Here is a 24,913-nt window from a genome sequence, read left to right as displayed (position 1 = left end):
GTCCTTCGTTGGGCCACATGAAGCCGCACCGTTGGGTGTGGGGGAGTGTGGTGCCGATCGTATGTTGAGAACTACACAGTGGACGCGAGCATCTTTAGATTCGCGTCATCGATGATCGTCAGCTTTCGGGTTGGCGTGGTTCGTGGCGTTGGATCGCAATTTTAATCTTTGTGGTCAAGTTTCTAAGAGCAAACGGTGGATGCCTTGGCATCTGGAGCCGAAGAAGGACGTAGAAATCTGCGATAAGCCTCGGGGAGCTGATAATCGAGCTGTGAGCCGAGGATTTCCGAATGGGGAAACCCCGCTAGGCGCTTTTGTGACCTGGTGACTCCCGCCTGAATATATAGGGCGGGTAGAGGGAACGTGGGGAAGTGAAACATCTCAGTACCCACAGGAAGAGAAAACAACATGTGATTCCGTGAGTAGTGGCGAGCGAAAACGGATGAGGCTAAACCGATCATGTGTGATAGCCGGCGGGCGTTGCATGGTCGGGGTTGTGGGACACGTCACTCAGTTCTGCCGGACTGGGGCGGTTACAGCGCATCATAGTCGAACCGGTTTGAAAGCCGGGCCGTAGTGGGTGCCAGCCCCGTAGACGAAATGGTGTTATGGCCGGATGTGTATCCCAAGTAGCACGGGGCCCGAGAAATCCCGTGTGAATCTGTCAGGACCACCTGATAAGCCTAAATACTCCCAGATGACCGATAGCGGACAAGTACCGTGAGGGAAAGGTGAAAAGTACCCCGGGAGGGGAGTGAAATAGTACCTGAAACCGTTTGCTTACAAACCGTCGGAGCCTCCTTTGTAGGGGTGACGGCGTGCCTTTTGAAGAATGAGCCTGCGAGTTAGCGATATGTGGCGAGGTTAACCCGTGTGGGGTAGCCGTAGCGAAAGCGAGTCTGAATAGGGCGATTCAGTCGCATGTCCTAGACCCGAAGCGAAGTGATCTATCCATGGCCAGGTTGAAGCGACGGTAAGACGTCGTGGAGGACCGAACCCACTTCAGTTGAAAATGGAGGGGATGAGCTGTGGATAGGGGTGAAAGGCCAATCAAACTTCGTGATAGCTGGTTCTCTCCGAAATGCATTTAGGTGCAGCGTTGCGTGTTTCTCGCCGGAGGTAGAGCTACTGGATGGCCGATGGGCCTCAACAGGTTACTGACGTCAGCCAAACTCCGAATGCCGGTGAGTGAGAGCGCAGCAGTGAGACGGTGGGGGATAAGCTTCATCGTCGAGAGGGAAACAACCCAGACTACCAACTAAGGTCCCTAAGCGTGTGCTAAGTGGGAAAGGATGTGGAGTTGCACAGACAACCAGGAGGTTGGCTTAGAAGCAGCCACCCTTGAAAGAGTGCGTAATAGCTCACTGGTCAAGTGATTCCGCGCCGACAATGTAACGGGGCTCAAGCACACCACCGAAGTTGTAGATTTCGCACATTAGACAAGCCTTCGTGGTTCAGTCGTGCGGAGTGGTAGGAGAGCGTCGTGTGGCGAGTGAAGCGGCGGAGTGATCCAGCCGTGGACGCCACACGAGTGAGAATGCAGGCATGAGTAGCGAAAGACGGGTGAGAAACCCGTCCTCCGAAAGACCAAGGGTTCCAGGGCCAGGTTAATCCGCCCTGGGTAAGTCGGGACCTAAGGCGAGGCCGACAGGCGTAGTCGATGGACAACGGGTTGATATTCCCGTACCGGCGAACAACCGCCCAAGCTAATCCAGTGGTGCTAAGAGTCCTAACCCGGCACTTGTTGATCCCTTCGGGGTGAGACGGGCCGGTCTAACGCTCGACCCCATGCTGGTGCGGTTAGCGTATGAACAGGTGTGACGCAGGAAGGTAGCTGAGCCAGGCGATGGTATCCGTAAGGTGAACCTGGTGTAAGGATGTAGGGCTGACGATAGGCAAATCCGTCGTCTGTATGCCTGAGATCCGACGCGTACCCGTAAGGGGAATTCAGTGATCCTATGCTGCCGAGAAAAGCATCGACGCGAGGTTGCAGCCGCCCGTACCCGAAACCGACTCAGGTGGTCAGGTAGAGAATACCAAGGAGATCGAGATAATCGTGGTTAAGGAACTCGGCAAAATGCCCCCGTAACTTCGGGAGAAGGGGGGCCGGATACGTGACCGGACTTTGCTCCGTGAGCGTTGAAGGCCGCAGAGACCAGTGGGAAGCGACTGTTTACTAAAAACACAGGTCCGTGCGAAGTCGCAAGACGATGTATACGGACTGACGCCTGCCCGGTGCTGGAAGGTTAAGAGGAAGGGTCAGCCTCACGGCGAAGCTCTGAATTTAAGCCCCAGTAAACGGCGGTGGTAACTATAACCATCCTAAGGTAGCGAAATTCCTTGTCGGGTAAGTTCCGACCTGCACGAATGGCGTAACGACTTCCCAGCTGTCTCAACCGCGAACTCGGCGAAATTGCACTACGAGTAAAGATGCTCGTTACGCGCAGCAGGACGGAAAGACCCCGTGACCTTTACTACAGTTTGGTATTGGTGTTCGGAGTGGCTTGTGTAGGATAGGTGGGAGACTGTGAAGCGGGCACGCTAGTGTTCGTGGAGTCATTGTTGAAATACCACTCTGGTCACTTTGGATGTCTAACGTAGGACCCTGATCGGGTTCATGGACAGTGCCTGATGGGTAGTTTAACTGGGGCGGTTGCCTCCCAAAGAGTAACGGAGGCGCCCAAAGGTTCCCTCAACCTGGTTGGCAATCAGGTGGCGAGTGTAAGTGCACAAGGGAGCTTGACTGTGAGACTGACAGGTCGAGCAGGGACGAAAGTCGGGACTAGTGATCCGGCAGTGGCTTGTGGAAGCGCTGTCGCTCAACGGATAAAAGGTACCTCGGGGATAACAGGCTGATCTTGCCCAAGAGTCCATATCGACGGCATGGTTTGGCACCTCGATGTCGGCTCGTCGCATCCTGGGGCTGGAGTAGGTCCCAAGGGTTGGGCTGTTCGCCCATTAAAGCGGTACGCGAGCTGGGTTTAGAACGTCGTGAGACAGTTCGGTCCCTATCCGCTGCGCGCGTTGGAAATTTGAGAAGATCTATCCCTAGTACGAGAGGACCGGGATGGACGAACCTCTGGTGTGTCAGTTGTTCTGCCAAGGGCACCGCTGATTAGCTACGTTCGGACCGGATAACCGCTGAAAGCATCTAAGCGGGAAGCCGTCTTCGAGATGAGATTTCCATGCACCTTGAGTGTGAGAGGCTCCCAGCAGACTACTGGGTTGATAGGCCGGATGTGGAAGCGGGGACTAACGACCCGTGGAGCTGACCGGTACTAATAAGCCGAAGACTTGACACACACTTTTTTCCTGACCCCTTGTGGGTCGGGGCTCGCGTCCACTTTGTGGTTCCCGACAGACGATCGGGAATCAAACTGAATATTCGCTACGGCGGAGCAGTCTGAGACCAGGTCTGGTCGATGGTGTTCCGGTGGTCATAGCGAGAGGGAAACGCCCGGTCACATTCCGAACCCGGAAGCTAAGCCTCTCAGCGCCGATGGTACTGCAAGGGGGACCTTGTGGGAGAGTAGGACGCCGCCGGACTTCTTTTCATACGGAAAGCCCCTGACGGGTGGAGCATCACGCTCCACCGGTCAGGGGCTTTTCGCATTCCCACGACAGGTGCGCATTTGCTGGGTACCGCGCGACCGGGACCCGGTAGACCGGATGCATGAAGGTCGTCGGAGTCACACAGTTCGGAGGGCCCGAGGCCCTCGCCGTCCACGAGATCGAGGACGTCCACGCCGGCAGCGGTTCGGTCCGGATCGCGGTGCAGGCGTTCGCCGTGAACCCCACCGACACCGGTGTCCGTGCGGGGGAGCGCGACTCGAGTGCACAGAGCGCCCCGTACGTGCCGGGCATGGACGCAGCCGGAGTCATCGACGAGGTCGGCCCGGACGTCGAGGGCTGGTCCGTCGGTGACCAGGTCATGGCGATGGCACTGCCCCTGACCGGGCACGGCGGTGCCTACGTCGAACACCTCGTCGCGCCGGTGGGGTCGTTCACCCGCATCCCGCGCAGCACCTCGATCGAAGAAGCGTCCACCGTGCCCATGAACGGGCTGACCGCCATCCAGCTGCTCGAGCTCGCCGGACTCGAGCGCGGGCAGACCCTCGCCGTCACCGGCGCCGCAGGCCTGCTCGGCAACTACGTCGTGCAGCTCGCCACGGCTGCCGGCATCACCGTCATCGCGGACTCCTCGGAGAAGGACGAGGCGCTCGTGCACTCGCTCGGCGCCGACCACGTCGTGCCCCGTGGGGACGGGTTCGCCGATGCCGTGCGGGCGATCGTCCCCGAGGGCGTCGATGCCCTCGCCGACTGTGCCGTGCAGCGGGACGTCGTCGTGCCGGCCCTCCGCGACGGCGGCGTCTTCCTCGACGTGCGCGGTTGGAAGGGCAACGGTGCCGAGGGCATCCGTTTCGAGCAGGTCTTCGTCTTCCACGAGTACCGGTCGTTCGACAAGCTCGAGCACCTGCGGCACGCGGTCGAGGGCGGAACGATCGTCCCGCGTGTGGCCGAGGTGCTCCCGGCGTCCCGGGCCACCGAGGCGCACGAGCGTCTCGAAGCGGGCGGGACCCGCGGGCGCTTCGTGCTCACCTGGTGACCGCCAGGTGACGGACGTCATCACCTGACGCACGTCACCACCTGACGGACGGGAGGCCCGGGACCAGCTGGTCCCGGGCCTCCCGTCCGGTGTGTGGGCCGGTCAGTGGCCGAGTTCGGCGCGCAGGTAGGGAGCCGTGCGGCTGTCCGGGGACGCCGCGACCTCTGCCGGTGTGCCCGCCGCGACGACCTGACCGCCGGCGTCACCGCCGGACGGGCCCATGTCGATGACGTGGTCGGCCGCGGCGACCACGGACATCGAGTGCTCCACGACGACGACCGTGTTGCCCGCGTCGGTGAGTTGCGACAGCTGTTCGGTGAGGCGCTCGACGTCGGCGGGGTGCAGACCGGTGGTCGGCTCGTCGAGGACGTAGAGCGTGTGACCGGAGCGGGCACGCTGGAGTTCGGTGGCGAGCTTGATGCGCTGGGCCTCGCCGCCGGACAGCTCCGGTGCGGGCTGGCCGAGTCGCAGGTAGCCGAGACCGACCTGGCCGAGGGCCTCGAGTGCGCGGGCGGCGGCCGGGATCGGGGCGAGGAACGGGGTGGCTTCGTCGACGGTCATGCCGAGGACGTCGGCGATGGTCGAGCCGTTCCAACGGACCTCGAGCGTCTCGTCGTTGTACCGGGAGCCGTGGCACTCCGGGCAGGGCGCCCAGCTCCCCGGCAGGAACAGCAGTTCCACGGAGACGGACCCCTCGCCCTGGCAGACCTCGCACCGGCCGCCGGCGACGTTGAACGAGAACCGTCCGGCCGTCCAACCGCGGGCCTTCGCGTCGTCGGTCGCCGCGAACGCCGTCCGGACCGCGTCGAAGAGCCCGGTGTACGTGGCGAGGTTCGACCGGGGCGTCCGACCGATCGGCTTCTGGTCGACCTCCACCACGCGGCTGACCGTCGGGTGGTCGGCCGCCAGGGCGGGCAGTACTCCGCCGACCAGTGAGGACTTGCCGGAGCCGGAGACGCCGGTGACCGCGGTGAAGACGCCGAGCGGCAGGTCGACGTCGAGCCCCCGGAGGTTGTGGCGGGTGACGTCGCGCAGTGCCAGGGTGCCGATCGGCGTCCGGGTGGGGCGGGCCTCCCGGTCGGTGCCCCGCGGCTGCAGGAAGCGGCGTGTGACCGACGCCTCGACGTCGGCGAGGCCGTCGACCGGGCCGCTGTACAGGACGGTGCCGCCGGCCGTGCCGGCGCCGGGTCCGACGTCGACGATCCAGTCCGCCTGGCGGACGATGCGCATGTCGTGCTCGACGACGAAGACGCTGTTGCCGCTGGCGCGGAGGTCCTCCAGGACCTGGATCAACGGCTCGGCGTCGGCGGGATGCAGGCCCGCGCTCGGCTCGTCGAGGACGTACACGACACCGAACAGGCCGCTCCGCAGCTGGGTCGCGATCCGGAGACGCTGCATCTCGCCGGGGGAGAGCGTCGGCGTCGCACGGTCGAGGCTCAGGTAGCCGAGGCCGAGACCGGTGAGGACCTCGACACGGCCGAGCAGGTCACGGGCGATGGCGACGGCGACCTCGGTGCGCTCACCCGAGGTGGTGCGTGAGGTGGCGGCGGCAGCGTCGGTCAGCTCGGCCGTGGGGCGGAGGACCGCGGCGACGTCGGACAGCGGCAGGGCGTTGAGATCGGCGATCGTCATCCCGCCGAACGTCACCGCGAGCGCCGCCCGCGTCAGCCCCGAGCCACCGCACAGCGTGCACGGACCCGACTCGACGAACTGCAGGACCTTCTTCCGCTGCGACTCACTCTGCGAGTCGGCGAGGGTGTGCAGGACGAACTGGCGCGCGCTCCAGAACTTCCCCTTGTACGGCTTCGCGACCCGGTCGCGCTTCGGCTGCACCTGGACGACCGGCTGCTCCTCCGTGAACAGCAGCCAGTCACGGTCCGCCTGCGGCAGCTCACGCCAGGGCCGCTCGATGTCGTAGCCCAGGCCGGCCGTCACGTCACGCAGGTTCTTGCCCTGCCAAGCGCCCGGCCACGCCGTGATCGCGCCGTCGCGGATGCTCAACGACGGGTCGTGGACGGCGGAGGCTTCGGTCACCTCGTGCGCGACACCCAACCCGTGGCAGCGCGGGCACGCCCCGGCGACGGTGTTCGGCGAGAACGAGTCCGAGTACAGCTGCTCGGCACCATCCGGGTACGTTCCGGCGCGGGAGTACAGCATGCGGGTCGAGTTGCTCAGCGTCGTGAGCGTCCCCACCGTCGACCGGGAGCTCGGGGCACCGCGGCGCTGCTGCAGGGCCACAGCCGGGGGCAGGCCCGTGATCGACTCGACGTGCGGGGTCGACCCCTGCGCGATGAGACGACGGGCGTAGGGGGCGACGGACTCCAGGAAGCGGCGCTGCGCCTCGGCGAACACCGTGCCGAACGCCAGCGAGGACTTGCCCGAGCCGGAGATCCCCGTGAAGGCGACGATCCGGTCGCGGGGGATGTCGACGTCGACGTCGCGGAGGTTGTTCTCGCGGGCGCCGCGGACGCGGATGAAGCCGTCGCTCGTGGCAGTGGGGTCGAGGGTCGTACGTGGTGCGGGCATCTCTTCGAGCGTAGGCGGGTCGGGGCGGTTCGGTCACGCGGTCGGGTGGTGAGCGAGACGAGCGGGCAGCCCGTCGTGGCCCGTGCAGCTCCCAGGCGCAGAGTTCCGCCGCTGCGTCCCGCCGTCGGGTCAGGCGAGCAGACCCAGCTCCATCGCGCGGGTCACGGCGCGGGTGCGGTCGTTCACGCCGAGCTTCTCGAACACGTGGCCGAGGTGCGTCTTCACGGTCGTCTCGCTGAGGAACAGCACGCGGCCGATCCCCGGGTTGCTGTTGCCCTGGGCGACCAGGCGCAGGACCTCGAGTTCGCGCGGGGTCAGCGACGGCCCGGCCGGTGTCGTCCCCACCGCGCGTCGGACCAGTGCCGCAGCCGCCGAGGGAGCGAGGGCCGTCTCACCCCGAGCGGTCGCCCGGACCCCGGCGAGGATCTCGGACTCTGGGGCGGCCTTGAGCAGGTATCCGGTGGCTCCGGCCTCGATGGCGGCGAGGATCTGGTCGTCGGACTCGTAGGTGGTGAGGATCAGCACGCGGACCTCAGGTGCGGTGGCGAGGATCTCCGCCGTCGCCGCGTCGCCGTCGAGCACCGGCATCCGCAGGTCCATCAGCACGACGTCCGGCCGCTCCGCCAGCACGATCGACACCGCCGCGGCGCCGTCAGCGGCCTGCCCGACGACCTGGATGTCGTCTGCCGCCTGCAACAGCGCGACGATGCCGGACCGGACGATCGGGTGGTCGTCGGCCACCACGACGCGGATCATCGGGACACCACCGGCGCGGTTGCGGTTGCGGCTGCGTGCGGTCCGGCCGGGAGGCTCGGTGCGGCTCCGGCAGGCTTCGGTGCGCCGGTCGGCAGAGTCGCCGTGACGGTCGTCCCGCTGCCGGGGGTGCTGGCGATGACGCAGGTCCCTCCCGCGAGGGCGAGCCGCTCACGCAGTCCGCGCAGGCCGTGCCCACCGGTCGGCACCGCCGGGTCGAAGCCGACACCGTCGTCGGCGATCCGCAGCACCGTCTGGTCCGGCTCGTGCAGCAGCGTGACCGTCACCTCGGCCGAGGCAGCGTGGGCGCGGACGTTCGACAGGGCCTCTTGTGCGACCCGGAGCAGGACCACCTGGGCGTCACGGTCGAGGGTGCCGTCGGCAGCGGTGACCGTTACCGGGGTCCCGGTCTCGCGGGTGTGGCGCTCGCCGAGGCGGTGGAGTGCTCCGGCCAGGCTGTCGCGCGTGGTGCCGGCCGACCCCGCGGCGACGAGCACGCGGGACTCTTCGAGCGCGGCGCGGGCGGACTCCTCGAGCACGGTCAACCGTTCGTCGAGGGCGTCGGGGCGATCGTCGGCAAGGTCGTTGCGGGCGCGCTCGGTGAGCATCACGATGCCGGCGAGGTTCTGCGCCACGGTGTCGTGGATCTCGCGGGCCAGGCGCTCCCGTTCGCTGGCGATGCCCGCGGCCCGGTTGGCGTCGGCGAGGGACTGCTGCGCGGCGCGGAGGTCCTCCACGAGCTGCCGTCGTTCTTCCGACAGCGCGGCGACGCTGGAGATCCAACCGCCCATCGCGCAGGATCCGATGACGCTGATGCCCTCGATGAGGAGCGTCGACACCAGGGCGTCCGGACCGCCCGACACCATCAGACCCACCGCGCTGAGCACACCGACGGCGACGGTGAGCAGGACCGCTGTCCGGGTGCGATCGACCTGACACCACACCAGCGGGAACAGGATGCACTGCACGAACGCGGTGCTCGGCGCGACCGCGGGCAGGACGAGGGCGGCGACGAGCACGAGCGGCAGGAACGCTGCAGCCATCCGCGGTTCGTCGTACCCGAGACGTCCGTAGGCCGCGTAGGCGACGACCAGGACGGCGATCACCAGGTACGCCGGCCAGCGGCTGGTCCACGGCGACCAGCCGAACACGGCGATCACGAGCGTCAGCGCCATCGTGGCAGCGAAGAACACGTGCAACCACCGGTTGCGCACCCACGTGGGGGTGGTCGTGACCTCTGCTGCTCGCATGCCCACAGCCTCCCACCTCCGCACGCCGATCCGAGAGTTCTCCACAGGCCGTACTCCACGAGGCGACATCGGCGTCAGCCGTCCTCGCGGTTCCAGCGGAAGGTGACTCGGCACGCCACCAGGCCGAGGACCAGCCACGCTGCCAGGACGAGCGCTCCGAGACCGAGGTGCCACGAGCCTCCCGGCTCACCCGTCTCGAACGTGCTGGGCAGGAACACGGACCGCATGCCGGACGCCATCCAGCGCAGGGGGAAGACGGACGCGACGTCCTGCAACCAGGTCGGCAGCTGCATGAAGGGCAGGTAGACGCCGGAGACGAACTGCAGGACCAGCACGATCGGGACGATCGTCGCGGTCGCGCGGCGCCCCTCGCGGGGCAGGGCCGAGATCGCGATGCCGAGCACGCTGCTCGTCGCGATGCCCAGGAGGAACACGCCGGCGAACGTGCCCCAGCGGCTCAGGTCCGTCGGGAGTGTCACCCCGAACAGGAGGCTCGCCACGGCCAGCAGGATCGCCGTCTGCACCAGCGTGGTCACCAGGACCATCCCGATCTTGCCGACGAAGTACGACATCACGGGAAGGGGCGTGCCGCCGAGGCGCTTGAGCGTGCCGTCGCTGCGTTCGCCGGCGATGTCGACACCGAGCGCCTGCACGCCGGAGAGCAGGATGCCCGTCGCGACGAGGCCGGGCAGGTAGTAGGTGGCGTAGTCGACGCTCGCCGGGCCGGCCTGGATGGCATCGGCGCTCGCGAAGGCGACCGAGAACAGCGCCAGCATGACGACGGGGAACAGGAACGTGAAGAAGACGGAGTCGGGGGCGCGGAAGTACGACCGGACCTCGTACCGGACGCGGGCTGTGGCGATGCGGGCCGTGCCGATGGGTGCAGTGCTCGTGCGTGCGGTGCTGGTGCTCATGCGTCGGCCCCCACCATCTCGAGGTAGACGTCCTCGAGGGACGGGCGGATGACCTCCAGGTCGTGCATCGGCGTGACCGTGCTCCGGACCAGGTGCTGCGGATCGGTCGTGCGTTCCTCGTGCCGGAGCCCGTCGTCGTCACGCCACCGGACCCGGGGTGTCCGGGCCTCGGCGCCGCCGAGCTCGTCGATCGGGGCCAGCGCGCGGAGCTCACCGTTCGCGATCACCGCCGCCCGGTCCGCCAGGTGCGCCGCCTCGTCCAGGTAGTGCGTCGTCAGCAGGATGGTCGTGCCCTCGCGCTTGATGCCGTTGACCAGGTCCCAGAACTGACGCCGGGCCTCCGGGTCGAAGCCCGTCGTCGGCTCGTCGAGGAACAGCACCTCCGGGTACCCGATCACACCGAGGGCCACGTCGACGCGACGCCGCTGCCCACCGGACAGACGGCTGATCCGCGTGTTGCGCTGCGCCTCCAGGCCGGTGGCGGTGAGGAGTTCCTCGGTGCTGCGGGAGCGGGGGTAGAAGGTGCCGAAGTGGGTGAGCTGCTCGGCGACCGTGACGTTCGGGGCCTCGGCGCTGGTCTGCAGGACGATGCCGACCCGGGCCTTGTGCGCCCGGGTGGCGCGTGCCGGGTCGGTGCCGAGGACGCGGACGTCGCCGGAGGTGCGGGAGCGGAAGCCCTCGAGGACCTCCACCGTCGTCGACTTGCCGGCGCCGTTCGGGCCGAGCAGGGCGACGGTCTCGCCGCGGGCGATCGTGAGGGAGAGGTCGGACACGGCGGTGTGGCCGGTGGCGTAGCGCTTGGTGAGGTGCTGGACCTCGATGGCGGGGGTGTCGGGCATGCCTCCAGCCTGGCGGGAGGGCGTCCACTGGGGGATCGGGGGAGCGGGTGGACGTGGGGTCCTCCGATCGGAGGATGCCGTTTTGCGAATACGAAATATGTGGAACTTCCGATACTGCTCTCTGGTCGGTACCGTTCCCTCGCGGCCGAGATGGCCGATGACGAAGGGAGATCTGCGTGCAGAAGAAGATGATCGCGGCCATCGGCTCAGCGGTGGTGCTGGCCGTCGGATGGGGCGCCTGCTCGGCCGCGGCGGCTGAACCGGTCGGTTCCGTCAGTGCCGTCGGAGCGGTCCGCGAGGGAGTCGCATCGGCGGACGAGGGCAACGCCACGCGCAATGGTTGGGCCGTTGTCGGCGGCGGGACCTGGTCGTACGGTGTCTGGGACGGTGAAGTGCACTCGGTGTACGCGAATGATCGGTCGACGCACCGGGCATCGGTGAAAGCCCGCGGCACGCTTGTCCGCACCGCCTGGGTACCGCCGGGAACCATTGCCTATGCCCATGCGCGGAAAGGTACGTCCGGGAACCAGGCGTTCTGGGCGACTCGGGGATGAGGAACTTCGCGGTCGCAACGGTGCTCGCAGTGGCGACCGCGGTCCTCGTAGCGGGAGCGCTCGTCGTCACAGTCGTGGGCAGCGTCGAATCGCTCGGTGCACTGAGCGGACGGACGAGCATCGCGCTGACTGACCTGCCGGTCACGCAGAGCAAAGCGACGCAGGTCGCGACGATCGAGCGCCTGGCCCACAGGTCGGCGGTGTCCGTGTCGGTGCTCGTGCCGGACCGTGACGGCCGCGCTGACGTCTGGAACGCGTACTCGTTCCGCGGGACACCGAGTCCGCCGGTGTTCCGCGGAACGATCTCCGTTGCGCCCGTGGGTGACGGCGGTGAACTCAGTTTGGCTGCGACGTACATCGTCGACGGTTCTGCGTCCGACATCGCTGAGTTCCTCGACGGAATCCGACGGTCCGGCTACAAGTACGCGGACATCTCTCCGCACGTGATCGAGGCGCTCGCCGCGACGCTCGAACAGCCCGCGACGCTCGCGGCGGTGCTCGCCACCGCGCTCGGCGTTCTCATCGCGCTCGTGGCTGAGTCCGCCCGCCGTGCTTCTCGGCAGCGATTGCGGGTCGCCACCGGGTGGTCGCAGCGCGCTGTGGCTGCGAGAGAAGCCCGAGAGGTGGGTGCCCTCGTGGGGTTCATGGTCGTCGTCCTCGGGGTGGTCGTCGGGACCGTCTTCGCGGTACGCCACGCGACCGGCCCGGTCCTGCGGTTCACGGCGATCGAGCTCGCCGTCGTGTTGATCCCGACCGTCGGACTGCTCGTGGCACTCCACGTCGTCCTCGCCCTCGTGACATGCCAGAAGCCAGAACCGGGCGCGGTGGCCCGATGGCCGGCCGTGATCGTGGCCACCGCGGGCATCGCGCTCGTGGTCCTCGGGACCGCCGATCTCCAGACGACGTCGGAGCGCCGAGCGCAGTCGAGGTCGTTGGAACAGACACTCGTCCGTGAAGCAAGGCACGGCGACGATGTGGTCCTCGGAACGAGCTCCACCGAGTTCGACCAAGACGTCGCACTCGGACGGATCGCGCTCGGGCCGCTTCGTGACGGTACGGCGAGCATGGCGCAGGTGTCCTTCGTCGACGAGCTCACGCTGGTCGGAGACGCGTCTGCCGCCCTCGAGGAGTACGCCGATCGGATCGCAGCGGGGAACGGCGACCCGGTCCTGCTCGTCCCCGGAGAGCTGGCAGCGCACACTCGGGCGCTGCAGCAGGCCGCCTCGGAAGAGCTCGCCGAGAGCTGGGAGGTGGAGGGCCTCGAATCACCGCAGCAGCAGAGTGTGCGTGCCGCCGTGGTGCCGTCGACCGCGTCGATCGCCCGCGCCGTGCTCGACTGGACGTCGGCCCTGACACCCGAGATCCCGACGTGGCCCGAGGCGCCGGTGCTGGTCGTTCCCGATCCTGCTGACATCGCTCCGAACCGTTTGGGAACGACGGTCGCGAACGGCGAAGTGCGGTTCAGTGATCGAGCGGCGCTGGAGCGCGCGGTCCACCGCGCTGGTCTCGACGACATCGTGCTGCAGTACCGGCGCGTAGGGGCGACGGTCGAAGGACAACTCACTGCCCTGCGGAGCGAGCGACGTACCGCAGAGGTCGCGCTCCTGGCCACCGTCTTCGCCGTCGTCTTCGCCGGGTTCACGCTCACGGTCGACCACCGCACACGGACACGACGAGCGGCCCGGTTGCGGTTCCTGACCGGGCGGCACCCGATCGTGCACCACTGGCGGTTCGTCATCACCGGTGCCGTGCTCGCCGCTGGTGCTGCGGCGGCGACCTGGGCACTGCTCGAACCGGGAAGCACGCCCTCGCTCCCGATCGCCGCGATCACACCGGTCGCAGTCGTGCTGGTCACCGTTGTGCTGCTCATGGTGATGCTCGTCGTCACTGCACGAGAAGGAAGGAGGGAGCGATGACGAACGAGGTGCTGCTCCGCGCCGACGGGCTCGGGTACGACGTCGCCACCCGGACACTGTGGAACGACCTCCATGTCGTCGCCGAGCCGCACGCCGCGATCGCCGTCCGCGGAGTGTCCGGGCAGGGCAAGACGACGCTGCTCCGATGCCTCGGCGGGCTGGAACGACCGACCCGGGGGATCGTGCGGGTCCTCGGCAACGACATGCACGCCGCAGCGCGGCGTGAGCAGCGACGTCTGCGCCGTGATGTCGTCGGGTTCGTCACGCAGGACCACGCGGTCGTCCCCGAGTGGTCGGTGCGGCAGAACCTCCGGGTCGTCCGCCCTCGTGGGGTGACGAGCCAGGAGCTCGACGTCCGGATCGCCGCTGCGCTCGAGGTCGTCGGGCTCGGTGGCCGGCAACGGATGCGCTCTGGGCTGCTCAGTGGTGGGGAGCAGCAGCGCGTCGCCGTCGCCCGGGTCCTGGTCCAGCAGCCGCGGTTGGTCCTGGCCGACGAGCCGACGGCATCACTCGACGACGTGAGCGCTGCCCGCGTGCGTGACGGCTTGGACCTGATCCGCGAGAGCGGAGGCGCTGTCGTCGTCGCGACGCACGACCCGGAGTTGTTGGCGTGGTGTGCGACGGAGGTCGACCTCGTACCACAGACCGTCGTCTCCTGAGAGGTTCGACCCCTCGAACAGGTGGTCGCAGCCGGACCGGAACACGGTGAGGATGGTCGAGCGCTGAGCAGTGCTCATCCGCATCAGGAGGGACTGACATGCACAACGGCTACGCGGTGATCGACCTCGAGACGACCGGGCTCGCTCCGTCGTACGGACACCGCATCATCGAGATCGGGATCGTCCACGTCACGCCCGACGGCGAGGTCGAGCAGACCTTCGAGACCGTCGTCAACCCGAACCGCGACCTCGGCCCGGTGCACATCCACCGCCTCCGTGGCGCCGACATGGACGGTGCTCCGAGCTTCGCCGACGTCGCCGGGGACCTGGCAGACCGTCTGCAGGGCCGGGTCGTCGTGGCGCACAACGCCTCGTTCGAAGCTCGGTTCCTGCACGCCGAGTTCGAACGGCTCGGACACCGCTCACCGCTCAAGCAGGCGAGCAGTGCGCTCTGCACGATGCGGCTGGCACAGGAGTTCCTCCCCGGCTCCGGCCGGAAGCTCGCGGACTGCTGCAGCGCCTACGACATCGACCTGGTCGACGCGCACGAGGCGCTCGCCGACGCACACGCCACCGCTCGCCTGCTCGGCGCCTACATCGGCTCGTCGCGACGTGACCCGCGGTGGGCGACCTGGGGCACCCTGGCTGACGGACAGCGTTGGCCCGGAGTCCCGCGCAGCGGTCGGGCATGGACCGCTCGACGCCGCACGGACGCAACCGCGACCCGCACACGGGTCGACGTGGCGACGGACCGTCTGCCCGCCGTCGGTGGCACCGCGGAAGCGACGCTGTACGCCGCCGTCCTCGACCGCGCCGTCTCCGAGGACCTGCTGGCCGCGAGCGACGCCGACCAACTCGCCGGGTACGCGGCCGAGTTCGGACTCGACGCCGCCAGCCGCGCGGACCTGCACCGCCGGTACTTCGGCGACCTGGTCGAGGCCGTGTGGGCGGATGGTGTCCTCACCATCCAGGACCACATCCAACTCGAACGCGTCGCACGGCTGTTCGGCGTCACGGACGACGAGCTGGAACACGCGGTCCACAGCCGCCAGCCCGCGCGCATGGGCGCGCGGTCGTTCTCCGCAGCGACGCAGGCTGCGCCCGCAGCTGTCGAGGAAGAGCCCGCGATCGACCTGGGCGAGGGCAGCATCGTCACGCTGACCGGGGAGATGCGGCGGAGCCGGCCCGAGATCGAGGCGGACCTGGCCCGGCTCGGCATCCGGTCCGCGCCGAACGTCACGAAGAAGACGGCCGTGCTCATCGCGGCCGACGTCGACAGCCTGTCCGGCAAGGCGCGGAAGGCCCGCCAGTACGGCATCCCGATCATCGAGGAGGACGTCCTGGAGGCGGCGCTCGCCGCCGCCAGGTAGGGGTCAGCCCGTCAGACGGCCGGTTCCGACGTCGCGGCTCCGGCGGTCCGCCCGTCCGCCGTCTGCGCTCGCTCGGTCGCCAGCCGCGCTCGCTCGTCGGCGAGCACCTGCGCGATGAGCTGCGACTCGGAGATGTCGACCGCCTGCACCGACGCACTCGCCGTGTCACTGACGGCCGCGAAGTCCGCGAACGTGCGGGTCTTCCGCGCGAGCATCCGGACGAGGGCTGCGTCGACGCCGTCCTCGGACAGCAGCCGGTGCACCTGCACGACGTCGAGCTGCCCCATGCGTCGGGCTCGGGCGATCGCCTGCCACTCCGTCGTCGGCTTGAGCTGCGGCTCGCAGATCACCACGACCGACGCGGCCTGGATGTTCAGGCCCACGCCACCGGCGATGATCTGCGCGACCAGCACCGATCCCGGGGCCGCGGCGGAGAACTCGTCGATCATGTCCTGCCGCCCGGAGGGCGACGTGGAACCGCTCAACGGACCGAAGACGGTGCCGTCGACGGAGGCGAGCACCGCCTCCAGGACGGCGCGGTAGTGGGAGAAGACGATGGTCTTGCGGCCGGTTGAGCGGGCCTCGGCGACGACGTCGCGCAGCGCGGCGATCTTGCTCGAGGTGGCGCCGTCGAGCATCGCGAGCTGCCGCATCGTGTGGAAGCTGTCGGTATCGACCGCGGTGGCGTAGCGCTCGGCCTCGGCGGGGGTGAGGTCGGTCCACTCCTCGACCTCGACGAGTTCGGGGAGCTCGGTGAGGACGTCCTCCTGGCTGCGGCGGAGGTACACCGGCGCGATCTGCTTGCGGAACGCCAGCGGGTCGTCGTCGTCCTGATCGACCATCAGGTCCGGGCGGATGTGGTCGATGAGGACCCGGAACTCCTCGACCTTGTTCTCGAGCGGGGTGCCGGACATGAGCAGGGCCCGGTCCGAGCGTTCCAGGATCGCGCGGGTGTGCTTCGTGCGCTTCGCGTCGGGGTTCTTGACGTAGTGCGCCTCGTCGACGATGACCGCGGCGAACCGCTGCTCCTCGGGCACGTGCGCGCGGAACCACTCGAGCGTCTCGAACGTCGTGACGGCGACCCCGCCGTCACGCAGCCAGCCGCTGATCCCGCGCACCCGCTCGGCGCCGTGGATGCGGAACGCCGGCACCGACGTGTGCTTCTCGGTCTCGCGCAGCCAGTTCGCCACCACCGCCGCCGGGCACACGACCACGAAGCGGGGCATGCCCTCGGTCGCAGTGGCGGCCACGTGCGCGATCGCCGCGAGCGCCTCCACCGTCTTGCCGAGGCCCATCTCGTCACCGATGACGACCCGCTCCTGCACGAGCGCGAACGCCGCACCGAAGCGCTGGTACCCGCGGAGCGACGCGGACAGGAGGGACGTGTCCAGGTGGAACTGCTCGATCTGCTCGATCAGGCCCTCGGGCAGCGACCCGCGGCCGGCCGTCGTCGAGTCGGTGAGCCCGACCTCGTCCAGGAGGGCGAAGTAGCTGGCCGGGCGGTCGAGGAAGTCGCTCCAGTCGTCCGTCGTCGCGATCCGGTCGCGGTCGCCCGCTGCGCGGACCGCGCGCTGGCGGGCGTCGTCGACGTCCGCCTCGATCCGCTCGACGGCACCCTCGGCCGGGTTGAACGACCCGGAGGCCCGTGCGCCCGGCTGGTGCACGATGCCCAGGACCGCTCGCTGCGCGACCGCGTCCGCCAGGGGAGCGAGCTCGTCGACGAGGACGGCCGCACGGGGGCCGCCGCCGTTCTTCGCGGCCTCCCACTGCCGGAGTGCTGACACCAAGGCCACGCTCGCGGTGTCCTGGCGACGGGCGTCGATCTGGATGGCGGCGTCCTCGCGAGCCGCGTCCTGCATCGACCGGGCGGCGGCGTTGATGCGAGCGGCCGTGGTCTCGCCGATGCCCGGCAGGTGGCCCGCGACGATCGGAGCCCGCAGGAGCTCACCAACGGTCTGGATACCGGCGTCCCGGACCGCGCCGAGGCGGAGCTGGTCGCGGGTGACCTCGCGGAGCCGGTCGATGTCCATCGTGTTCAACTCACGCCGAGCCGCGACGTCCCGCACACGGTGGCCGGCGTCGAGGACGCGCGCACGGGCCTCCTGTTCGGTCTCGACCACCGACCGGAGCGTCGCGATCGTGGTGGGGAGGTGCGCCATCGGGGCGAGGTCGATCAGGGCGACCGGGCCGAGGTGTGCGGTCGCGGTGAGGAGCGGGCCCTCGGTGTCGAGGAGCGCGTCGAGCGTGGCGTCGTGGCGGGGGACGTGGCGGGTGTCGATCGCCTTCAGCGCGGTGAGGGCGCCGTTGTCGAGCCACGCGAGGGTGTTCGTCAGGTACTGCTCGGCGCGTGCTGCTGCCTCGCGGCGCTCTCGGCCGGCGAAGATGCCGGCGATGCCGGAGGCGGCGTCCTCGTCGGCGAGGGCCACGGGGACGTCCTTCGTCAGGACGGTGAGGACGTCCTCGGCGGCGCGGTCGGCGTGGGGGAGGGTGACGGCGTGCTGCATCGCCGACGCCCGGGTCGTGTCGGTGAGGCGGAGGGGGAGGACGGAGCAGGAGAGGGCTGGGCCGGTGATCGTCAGACGGCGGGTGAGGAGGGCGTCCTTCGCCGACGTGGCTGCGTCCTGGATGGAGGCGCGGTGATGGCGGACCTCGGTGGCCACCTCGGACAGTGTCTGCAGGCGGTCACGGAGTGCTTTGTCGACCATTGGTGGCCCCTCCCTGGGTCGTTGGACCATCGTGGCATGGGGGTGGGTGACGGCGGGCAGGGCTGTCCGCTGGCATGGCACCAGTTCGAGGGGCGAGGTGGCTGCGCCTTCCCGCAAACTCGGCGCAGGACTCGAGCTCGCTTCAATTTCGTCCTCCGGTGGTTGCGTTCGGCTGCCTAGACTCGCGGCAGGGATGAAAGGCCGTACATGGACGTGCGCGACCCGATATGACTGCGAGCAGTCCTCCGTCGTACTACGACGGACCGCGGTCCAGTGGCCGGTGGCCATCGAGCAGGCTCGCGCAAAGCAGGCGCCGCCTCCGACGCTTGAACGAACCGGAACCGGGTGCATCACCGCCCAGCGAGGACAGCCAGGAGAAGTCCATGGATGACAGCATCGAGATCATCAGCGACGAGGACGGTTTCGTCGTCATCGGCGAGCCGAACGCCATCGAGCGGTTCCTGCACCGCGAAGGTCTGGCAGAAGAGCCACCCGCTGAGGCCGCAGACGCGTCGCTTGCGGCGCTCGGCGTACTCGGTCAGCTGGCGGGCGCCGGCATGGAGAGCTCCGGCCGATGGGTCAAGTTGACCAAGGAGTCGGCTGCGATTGCTCGGAAGTACCCGCTCATGAAAGACAGCGTCACCGGTCTGAGCATGGGAGTCGCACGGACTACGGGTGGACAAACCGGCCACCTGCTGCGGTTCGCCTCGGTGGGCTCGATGCTCAACCCGACGACCATCGCGAGCATCGGCACGATCATGAACCAGATGGCGTTGCAGAAGTCGATCGACCAACTCGGGGAGTACCTGGCCGAGATCGACGAGAAAGTTGAGGACCTCCTCCGCAACCAGCAGGACGCTGTCCTGGCAGACATGATCGGCGTCGACTTCGTCATCGAGGACGCGATGACCGGTCGTGCGTCGTCCGGACGGGTGGACGAAGCGACGTGGTCGAAGGTGCAAGGCACATCGGCAACCCTCGCTCGGACTCAGGGATACGCCCTTCGTCAGTTGGATGGACTGGTGCAGAAGCTCGAGAAGAAGATGAAGCTCGGCGAACTCGCCGACGCAACGCAGGCCATCGAGCCGAAGGTGCGCGAGTGGCTCGCAGTCATCGCGCATTGCCTTCAGCTGCAGGACACCCTCGATGTCCTCGAACTCGATCGTGTTCTCGATGCGGCTCCGGAGGACGCAAACCAGAAGCGCCTTGCACTCCGTGCCATCCGCGAGAACCGCATCGAGCGGATCGCCGGCAGCACCAAGAAGCTCATCGAGCGCATGGATATCGCGGTGACGCGCGCCAACGGAAAGGTACTGCTCCAGCCGATACCGGCTAGGGCGGTAGTGCGAGCGAGCAACGGAGTGGGCGAGGCAGTTCGGCAGTTCCACGAGCGAGTGGGCGTCGCGCACGAACACGCCAGCACGGACGCCAAGCGGTGGCGAGTGGCGGTAGGTGAGTTCCGCGAGAGAGCGATCGAGGAAGGAACGGAGGGGCTGTCCTCTGCGGTTACCCTGAGCACTTCAGCCGTGAGGAACGCGCGCCTCGCAGCCGGTCGGGTAGCGGCTGGCTTTGCGGAGCGAGCCCTGCGTGAGACGGACGGGGCAGCGGCGCTCGAAGAGCGGCAAGCGGGCGAAGAGCAACCATGACGAAGTTAGTTTCAGCTATGGTGCGACAGGGCCCTGTTGTCGACTACTGATGATCGGTTTCGGGGCTCCGGGTGAGAAACTTCCGCGCTGGGCAGAACAGATAGAGAAGGTAATCGGAGTCCTTGTCAGAGATCAATATTGAAATTCGACCGGACGTCAATATTCTCGGCGTTCTTCGGAATCTTAATTACAAACCTTGGTTCGCCCTCGCCGAGTTCGTCGACAATGCCGTACAAAGCTTCTTAGAACATAGGAGTTCGGGCGATATTCTTGAAGTGAGCATACAACTTCAAATAGCAGGCGGGGGTCGAATTGTAATCACGGACAACGCGTACGGCATCTCACGCGAAGATTTTCCGCGCGCCTTCAGAGCTGCTGAAGTTCCGCCCAACAGAGCCGGCCTCTCCGAGTTCGGCATGGGCATGAAGAGCGCGGCGACATGGTTCGCACAAAAATGGTCGGTCAGGACGTCCGTGGCTGGTGAGGCAGTCCAGCGCGTAGTCGAGTTCGACATGTCCGACATCACTAGCAGGCGGCTTGACGTTTTACCAGTTCAAGAACTTCCAGCCAATGCCGCTGACCACTTCACGATAGTGACGCTCGAGAACCTGAATCAACTTCCTCGAGGCAGAGCCATCGAAAAAATCAAAAATCATCTAACGAGCATCTATCGCATGTTCCTTCGGGATGGCGATGTCCGGATAACGTACAACGGCGACAAACTCGAATATCGAGAAGTCGAAGTGCTGAAAGCCCCTCCATCATCGAATTCTGGGCCAACGTCGGTCCGATGGATTCAGGATGTTGATTTGAGGTTAGATGAGACCCACAAGGTCGAGGGCTTTGTTGGAATTCGCGCCAAGGGCAGTACCAAGACTGCCGGGCTCGCTCTCTTCCGCCGGAGACGCTTGATTGTCGGAAGCGACGACGAGACCTACCGTCCGGAAGCCATATTCCGAGGCAGCAATTCTTTCGAACATCAGCGAATATTTGGTGAACTTCGCCTAACCGGATTTGACGTTTCGTACACCAAGGATGGCATTCAATGGGGGCAATACGAGGACATGTTCCTCGACGAACTGATCAAGAGTTTGCGCGAGGGCGACCATGATCTGTTGAACCAGGCCAGGAATTACCGAGCCACTGAAGTCCAAGCGACCCAGCGAAGCGAGATCCAGAAAGGTGCGCAATCAGCAGCCATCGAACTCGCGCAGCGCATTGTGAAAGTCAGCAACACTGAGGGCAGTTCGCCAGCAGCAGGAGAACCAAGCCGGCCTGAGCCTGAACTCCTCTCTGTCAACTCGGTCGCTTCAAATGAAGAAACAGTTGTGTCAGTAGAAGCTCGGATCACAACTGCAAATCGCATGTGGCGGGTGAAGATCAACGCATCGACTGATCCTACCGTCGCAGAATGGTTGCGGGTGGACGACAGTGAAGAGGATGTCTGGGATGCCGAGGCGAACCGTCCTTCGACCAGGGTGACGCTGGATGTTGCTATGGCCCACCCCTTTTCCTTGCATTACATAGGAGCCCTTGGTGAGTCCTCGCAAACTATTCTTGCTTTCGCTGGCGCCATCGGATCAGCATACGTCATGTCAAAGCAGGCCGGCGTGAAGGTTTCTATTTTCCTGCATCACTTGAATAAGATGTTAGGCCAGTCAATCGAATTGGAAGATGTCAAATGAATAGCGATCTAGAGCCCGTTGAGGGCATTGGCCTGGAGGGTGAAGGCCAAATGCGGTGGGCGCCGATTGTCGGACCTGCTACCACTTCATTCGTCCGCCGGAGCGTCGAGGGAGGCTTTTCCGAGACGGCGGCAGCAAGCGTTGTTGGCGAAGCAAGAGAGATTCTCGGAAATTGTGTCGACCCCCACTTGTCTGCACAACAAAGCGCACTTTTAGCCGTGGGCCGAGTGCAATCCGGCAAGACGCTTTCGTTTACGACGGTGACGACGTTGGCCCGCGACAACGGCTTTGGCGTCGTCATCCTCCTTACGGGCACTACCGGTAACCTAAAAGCCCAGTCCGAGGACAGGCTTCGTCGAGACCTCCAGCTTGGCGTGTTGAAAGCTCACGCTACGTGGACTCACATGTCCAACCCCTCAATTGCGAACAAGTTAGCTGTCGACCAGGCAGTGGCGGCATGGCGTGCATTTAAGAACGGGCAAAAGCCGAAAAAGCAACCGACTTTGGTAATCACCGTACTCAAGCATCACCAACGGCTGAGTGCGTTGGCTGAAGTGATGTCACAAGTCGCGCTCGTGGACATACCGGTACTCGTTATTGACGACGAGGCTGACCAGGCGACCTTGAACACTAAAGCGGCGTCCAACCTAAAAAAGGGCTGACCGATGAGAGCGGTACCTATGCGTCTATTGCCAAGTTGCGTGGTGCCCTTCCGTTCCATTCTTTCCTACAATATACGGCAACGCCGCAAGCTAATCTCCTGATGGCGATTGCGGACCAGTTGAACCCTGACTACGCGAAGGTGTTGACTACTGGAGACTCTTATACCGGCGGCGAGTTCTTCTTCGAGGAAAAAACCAATTTACTGCGAGATATTCCGGACATCGAAGAAGAATTTGATGACGATGAGGCACCCGAATCACTTCAGGAAGCGGTCAGATCGTTTCTCCTCGTCTGCGCTGTTGCGGAAGCCGAGGAGGCGCTCGTTAACCGTTCGATGTTGATACAGGCCTCGCAGTACCGTGATCGGCACGACATTTATGCGGAATGGGTGCAGGGGCTCATTTCGAGTTGGCAGGCCCTCGTCGCCGACAACGAGAGCACTACTCGAGAGTCTTTTGAAATGACATGGAAAGATCTTTCGAAAACTTGGCCAGACATCCCGACCTTTGAGGAACTCTGGTCACACCTTGAAGACGTGTGCGGCGACGTCCGACTCGTGGTCGTGAACTCGGGCGGCGAGGAGGTTGACTGGGGAGCGAAGCGGTTCTGGATTCTCGTCGGAGGGCAGAAGCTTGACCGAGGTTTTACGGTGGAGGGGCTTGTAACCACGTACATGCCGCGGCCAAAGGCTCTTACTCCGGACACCTTGCAACAAAGGGCTCGATTCTTCGGTTACCGCCGCTCCTATGCGACTGGCATTCGTATCTACTTGCAACCCGAGGTCCGAATAGCGTACGGCGAATACGTGAAGGATGAAGGCGTTCTTCATCGCGCGCTCCGGGAACACAGTGGGCGACCGCTGTCCGAGTGGAGAAGATCATTCTTGCTGAGCGGCGGCATGAAGCAACTTGTCCGATCAAATGTTATAGGCCGTAGTACTGTGAATCTCGATTTCAAAGAGGGATGGGTGCAGCAGCGAAATTTGCCGAAAACTTCAACTCAATCGTCGAGTAACTTGGAACTTGCCGAAGCTTTCATGTGGGAGCTAGGGGGTGAGTTGAAGGACGTGCGACAGGTTCTTCCTGAATCGCGCTTCAAGGACGAGCGAATGAATCGGCCGATTACAACCTTCGCGGCTGGTCGAAATTCGGAAGACGTCGTCAGGTTTCTCTTGTCGCTGAGTGTGGAAGGAAACGATCATCTCACTGTGACCGCCATCTGCGCGTGGCTTTCGTCACTTCCCGAAGAGCAGGAGGTTGACGTAGTGTTCATAGACTCTTTGGATTCGCAATCGCAGACTGGCCGAACCGCCTCGGGACTAGCGACGAACGTCTTCACTGGTCGTTCCCCAGCGAAGGTGGGGAGTGAGGATATCAGCAAGTTGACTTACACCGGGGATCGGTCGGTTCACGCGGGAAACCCGACTCTTCACGTGCGAGCCTTCAAAGTCACTGATGCGCCGTTCTCGGCTCCGGAGTCAGATCGTGTTGTGTGGTTCGCAGTTTGGGTACCGTCGGACCACAGAAAGAACGTCGTGCTGGAGGTGCTGCCCTGATGGTCAGCGGCAATGCCGAAAACATGATGAGGATCCTCAAGAAACCCTCTTCGGCGGCGGCATCTGGGTCCTTCAACGGCGTGCGGTGGCCCGGGCGAGACGACCTGTTCTTGGCTGTTGATAAACAGAGTCGCTACTGGGTGCTCATCGGCCCGAGTAGCAGTCAGATTGAGGCTGCCGATGCCTTCGTTGGAGCTGCGGTGTCTGTCGGAGCTCGTCGCGGTCTGAGGATCCGTACTGATCAAACGGAGCAACACGGTTCGTTCATTGCGGTCTGTCTTATGCAGGATTCCGTCGGTTTGCTCTCAGAATTCTGTTACTTAGTCGAAGTTCTAGCTGAAATAGCTCCTCCGGGTTGCACATTGAAAGAGGTGCTGGCCATTGTAGTGCGCTTCAGCATCCTCTTCGTCGAGGGCCAGGGGGCTAGCGTTGAGAGTGCGGTAGGGCTGTGGGGTGAATTGTGGGCTATACACAACTCGTACGACCCTCAGCGCTGGATTGCCGCGTGGCATCCGTCGACCCGTGCGCTGTTAGATTTCGAAACAGGGGAGTGCGCGGTAGAGGTGAAGACCACTCTCCATGAATCAGCAGTGCACCATCTTCGACAACGGCAGGTCGAGACGCGTTTGCACGACGGGTGGCTGCTGTCTCTGCGGATTTATTCTTCGTCAAGCGGATTGAGCATAGGCGATCTAATGGACGCAACTGTCGGGCGTGTAGACGCAAGCTCACGAAGTCATCTCATGGACAAAAGCCTGCGTGTTATGAGCGGTGACCTGCAGGCTTTACGTGAATGGAAGTTCGACCTGCAAGACGGGGGCTGTCGTGCATTGCTAATGACAGACGTTCCTCGCATCCTCGGTCAGCAGTCGCCTGCGCTTCGGGCTGTCGCGTTCGAAGTTGATCTGGACGAGGTGCTGTCTAAGCGCGGCCGTACTTTCACCTCGGTTGACGAGAAGTTACTTGAACGTTAGATTGCGGAATCCGCAAAGGTGCTTCGGATAAATCGGACTAGGGCGTCAGCTGCTTCCGCATCGAGTTGTATGGTCTGGCTTTGTTTTTCGTGAGAAGCGCGATCTGAAGAACCGAGCGTCGTGATCTGGACGAATCGTTTCCCTCCCTGCGCTGCAACTTCTCGCAGCTCCATCGGGGCTCGGTAGGATGAATTCGCGAACCGGGAGGCAACATCCGTATTTCCTTGATTCGTGCCATTTGCTTCCCCTTGATACTCGTAATTCCAATCATCGCCACGATAAATTGAATGTGCTAGTA

16 protein-coding genes and 2 rRNA genes are annotated in these 24,913 nt (G+C 65.1%); 12 read left to right on the top strand and 6 right to left on the bottom strand.

The annotated features are described in order from the left end of the window. The first annotated feature begins 172 nt into the window (after positions 1-172). From JOD51_RS10830 to JOD51_RS10820, 3 genes are all read left to right on the top strand, one after another. Positions 173-3,302, top strand: a 23S ribosomal RNA gene (locus JOD51_RS10830). 127 nt (positions 3,303-3,429) lie between these two features. After that, positions 3,430-3,546 (top strand): 5S ribosomal RNA (gene rrf, locus JOD51_RS10825). Positions 3,547-3,673: 127 nt separating this feature from the next. Then, positions 3,674-4,606: an NADP-dependent oxidoreductase gene (locus JOD51_RS10820; protein ID WP_204608275.1), complete on the top strand. Its 933-nt coding sequence runs from the start codon at positions 3,674-3,676 to the stop codon at positions 4,604-4,606. 102 nt (positions 4,607-4,708) lie between these two features. Here the strand turns inward: JOD51_RS10820 and JOD51_RS10815 are convergent, their stop codons facing one another. The 5 genes from JOD51_RS10815 to JOD51_RS10795 all read right to left on the bottom strand — a co-directional run bounded on the left by JOD51_RS10815 (position 4,709) and on the right by JOD51_RS10795 (position 10,888). Continuing rightward, positions 4,709-7,132, bottom strand: a complete 2,424-nt coding sequence (locus tag JOD51_RS10815; protein WP_204608273.1) for an AAA family ATPase — start codon at positions 7,130-7,132, stop codon at positions 4,709-4,711. A 129-nt stretch (positions 7,133-7,261) separates the two neighbouring features. Continuing rightward, positions 7,262-7,888: a response regulator transcription factor gene (locus JOD51_RS10810; RefSeq protein ID WP_204608271.1), complete on the bottom strand. Its 627-nt coding sequence runs from the start codon at positions 7,886-7,888 to the stop codon at positions 7,262-7,264. Next, positions 7,885-9,135, bottom strand: coding sequence for a sensor histidine kinase (locus tag JOD51_RS10805; RefSeq protein ID WP_204608269.1), 1,251 nt, complete (start codon positions 9,133-9,135; stop codon positions 7,885-7,887). The genes JOD51_RS10810 and JOD51_RS10805 overlap by 4 nt, the downstream gene beginning before the upstream one ends. Positions 9,136-9,209: 74 nt before the next feature. Further along, complete coding sequence (locus JOD51_RS10800) at positions 9,210-10,049, bottom strand: ABC transporter permease (protein WP_204608267.1); 840 nt, start codon at positions 10,047-10,049, stop codon at positions 9,210-9,212. Further along, positions 10,046-10,888 (bottom strand): ABC transporter ATP-binding protein, encoded by an 843-nt coding sequence (locus JOD51_RS10795; RefSeq protein ID WP_204608265.1) that lies wholly within the window; start codon positions 10,886-10,888, stop codon positions 10,046-10,048. Before JOD51_RS10795 ends, JOD51_RS10800 begins: the two co-directional genes overlap by 4 nt. Before the next feature lie 176 nt (positions 10,889-11,064). Here JOD51_RS10795 and JOD51_RS10790 point away from each other — a divergent pair, with 176 nt between their 5' ends. The 4 genes from JOD51_RS10790 to JOD51_RS10775 all read left to right on the top strand — a co-directional run bounded on the left by JOD51_RS10790 (position 11,065) and on the right by JOD51_RS10775 (position 15,387). Then, positions 11,065-11,442, top strand: a complete 378-nt coding sequence (locus JOD51_RS10790; protein ID WP_204608264.1) for a lactococcin 972 family bacteriocin — start codon at positions 11,065-11,067, stop codon at positions 11,440-11,442. Further along, entirely contained in the window at positions 11,439-13,358 is a 1,920-nt protein-coding gene (locus JOD51_RS10785) for a bacteriocin-associated integral membrane family protein (RefSeq protein ID WP_204608262.1), read from the top strand. The genes JOD51_RS10790 and JOD51_RS10785 overlap by 4 nt, the downstream gene beginning before the upstream one ends. Next, complete coding sequence (locus tag JOD51_RS10780; protein WP_204608260.1) at positions 13,355-14,017, top strand: ABC transporter ATP-binding protein; 663 nt, start codon at positions 13,355-13,357, stop codon at positions 14,015-14,017. Before JOD51_RS10785 ends, JOD51_RS10780 begins: the two co-directional genes overlap by 4 nt. 98 nt (positions 14,018-14,115) lie before the next feature. After that, positions 14,116-15,387, top strand: a complete 1,272-nt coding sequence (locus tag JOD51_RS10775; protein ID WP_204608258.1) for an exonuclease domain-containing protein — start codon at positions 14,116-14,118, stop codon at positions 15,385-15,387. Positions 15,388-15,398: 11 nt separating this feature from the next. Here JOD51_RS10775 and JOD51_RS10770 read toward each other — a convergent pair whose 3' ends face one another. Continuing rightward, positions 15,399-18,092, bottom strand: a complete 2,694-nt coding sequence (locus JOD51_RS10770; protein WP_204608256.1) for a DEAD/DEAH box helicase — start codon at positions 18,090-18,092, stop codon at positions 15,399-15,401. Positions 18,093-18,475: 383 nt separating this feature from the next. Between JOD51_RS10770 and JOD51_RS10765 the strand changes: the two genes are divergently transcribed. The 5 genes from JOD51_RS10765 to JOD51_RS10745 all read left to right on the top strand — a co-directional run bounded on the left by JOD51_RS10765 (position 18,476) and on the right by JOD51_RS10745 (position 24,615). Next, positions 18,476-19,738, top strand: a complete 1,263-nt coding sequence (locus JOD51_RS10765) for a hypothetical protein (RefSeq protein ID WP_204608255.1) — start codon at positions 18,476-18,478, stop codon at positions 19,736-19,738. Positions 19,739-19,860: 122 nt separating this feature from the next. Beyond that, complete coding sequence (locus JOD51_RS10760) at positions 19,861-21,423, top strand: ATP-binding protein (RefSeq protein ID WP_204608254.1); 1,563 nt, start codon at positions 19,861-19,863, stop codon at positions 21,421-21,423. Beyond that, positions 21,420-22,085, top strand: a complete 666-nt coding sequence (locus JOD51_RS10755; RefSeq protein WP_204608253.1) for a hypothetical protein — start codon at positions 21,420-21,422, stop codon at positions 22,083-22,085. The genes JOD51_RS10760 and JOD51_RS10755 overlap by 4 nt, the downstream gene beginning before the upstream one ends. Positions 22,086-22,186: 101 nt before the next feature. After that, positions 22,187-23,641, top strand: a complete 1,455-nt coding sequence (locus JOD51_RS10750) for a Z1 domain-containing protein (RefSeq protein WP_204608252.1) — start codon at positions 22,187-22,189, stop codon at positions 23,639-23,641. Then, positions 23,641-24,615 (top strand): PD-(D/E)XK motif protein, encoded by a 975-nt coding sequence (locus JOD51_RS10745; RefSeq protein ID WP_204608251.1) that lies wholly within the window; start codon positions 23,641-23,643, stop codon positions 24,613-24,615. The genes JOD51_RS10750 and JOD51_RS10745 overlap by 1 nt, the downstream gene beginning before the upstream one ends. Positions 24,616-24,913 lie beyond the last annotated feature (298 nt).

The organism is Curtobacterium herbarum (assembly GCF_016907335.1).
Taxonomy (GTDB): Bacteria; Actinomycetota; Actinomycetes; order Actinomycetales; family Microbacteriaceae; genus Curtobacterium; species Curtobacterium herbarum.
Note: the sequence above shows the minus strand (reverse complement) of the source record. Positions and strands in the feature narration are given on the sequence as shown.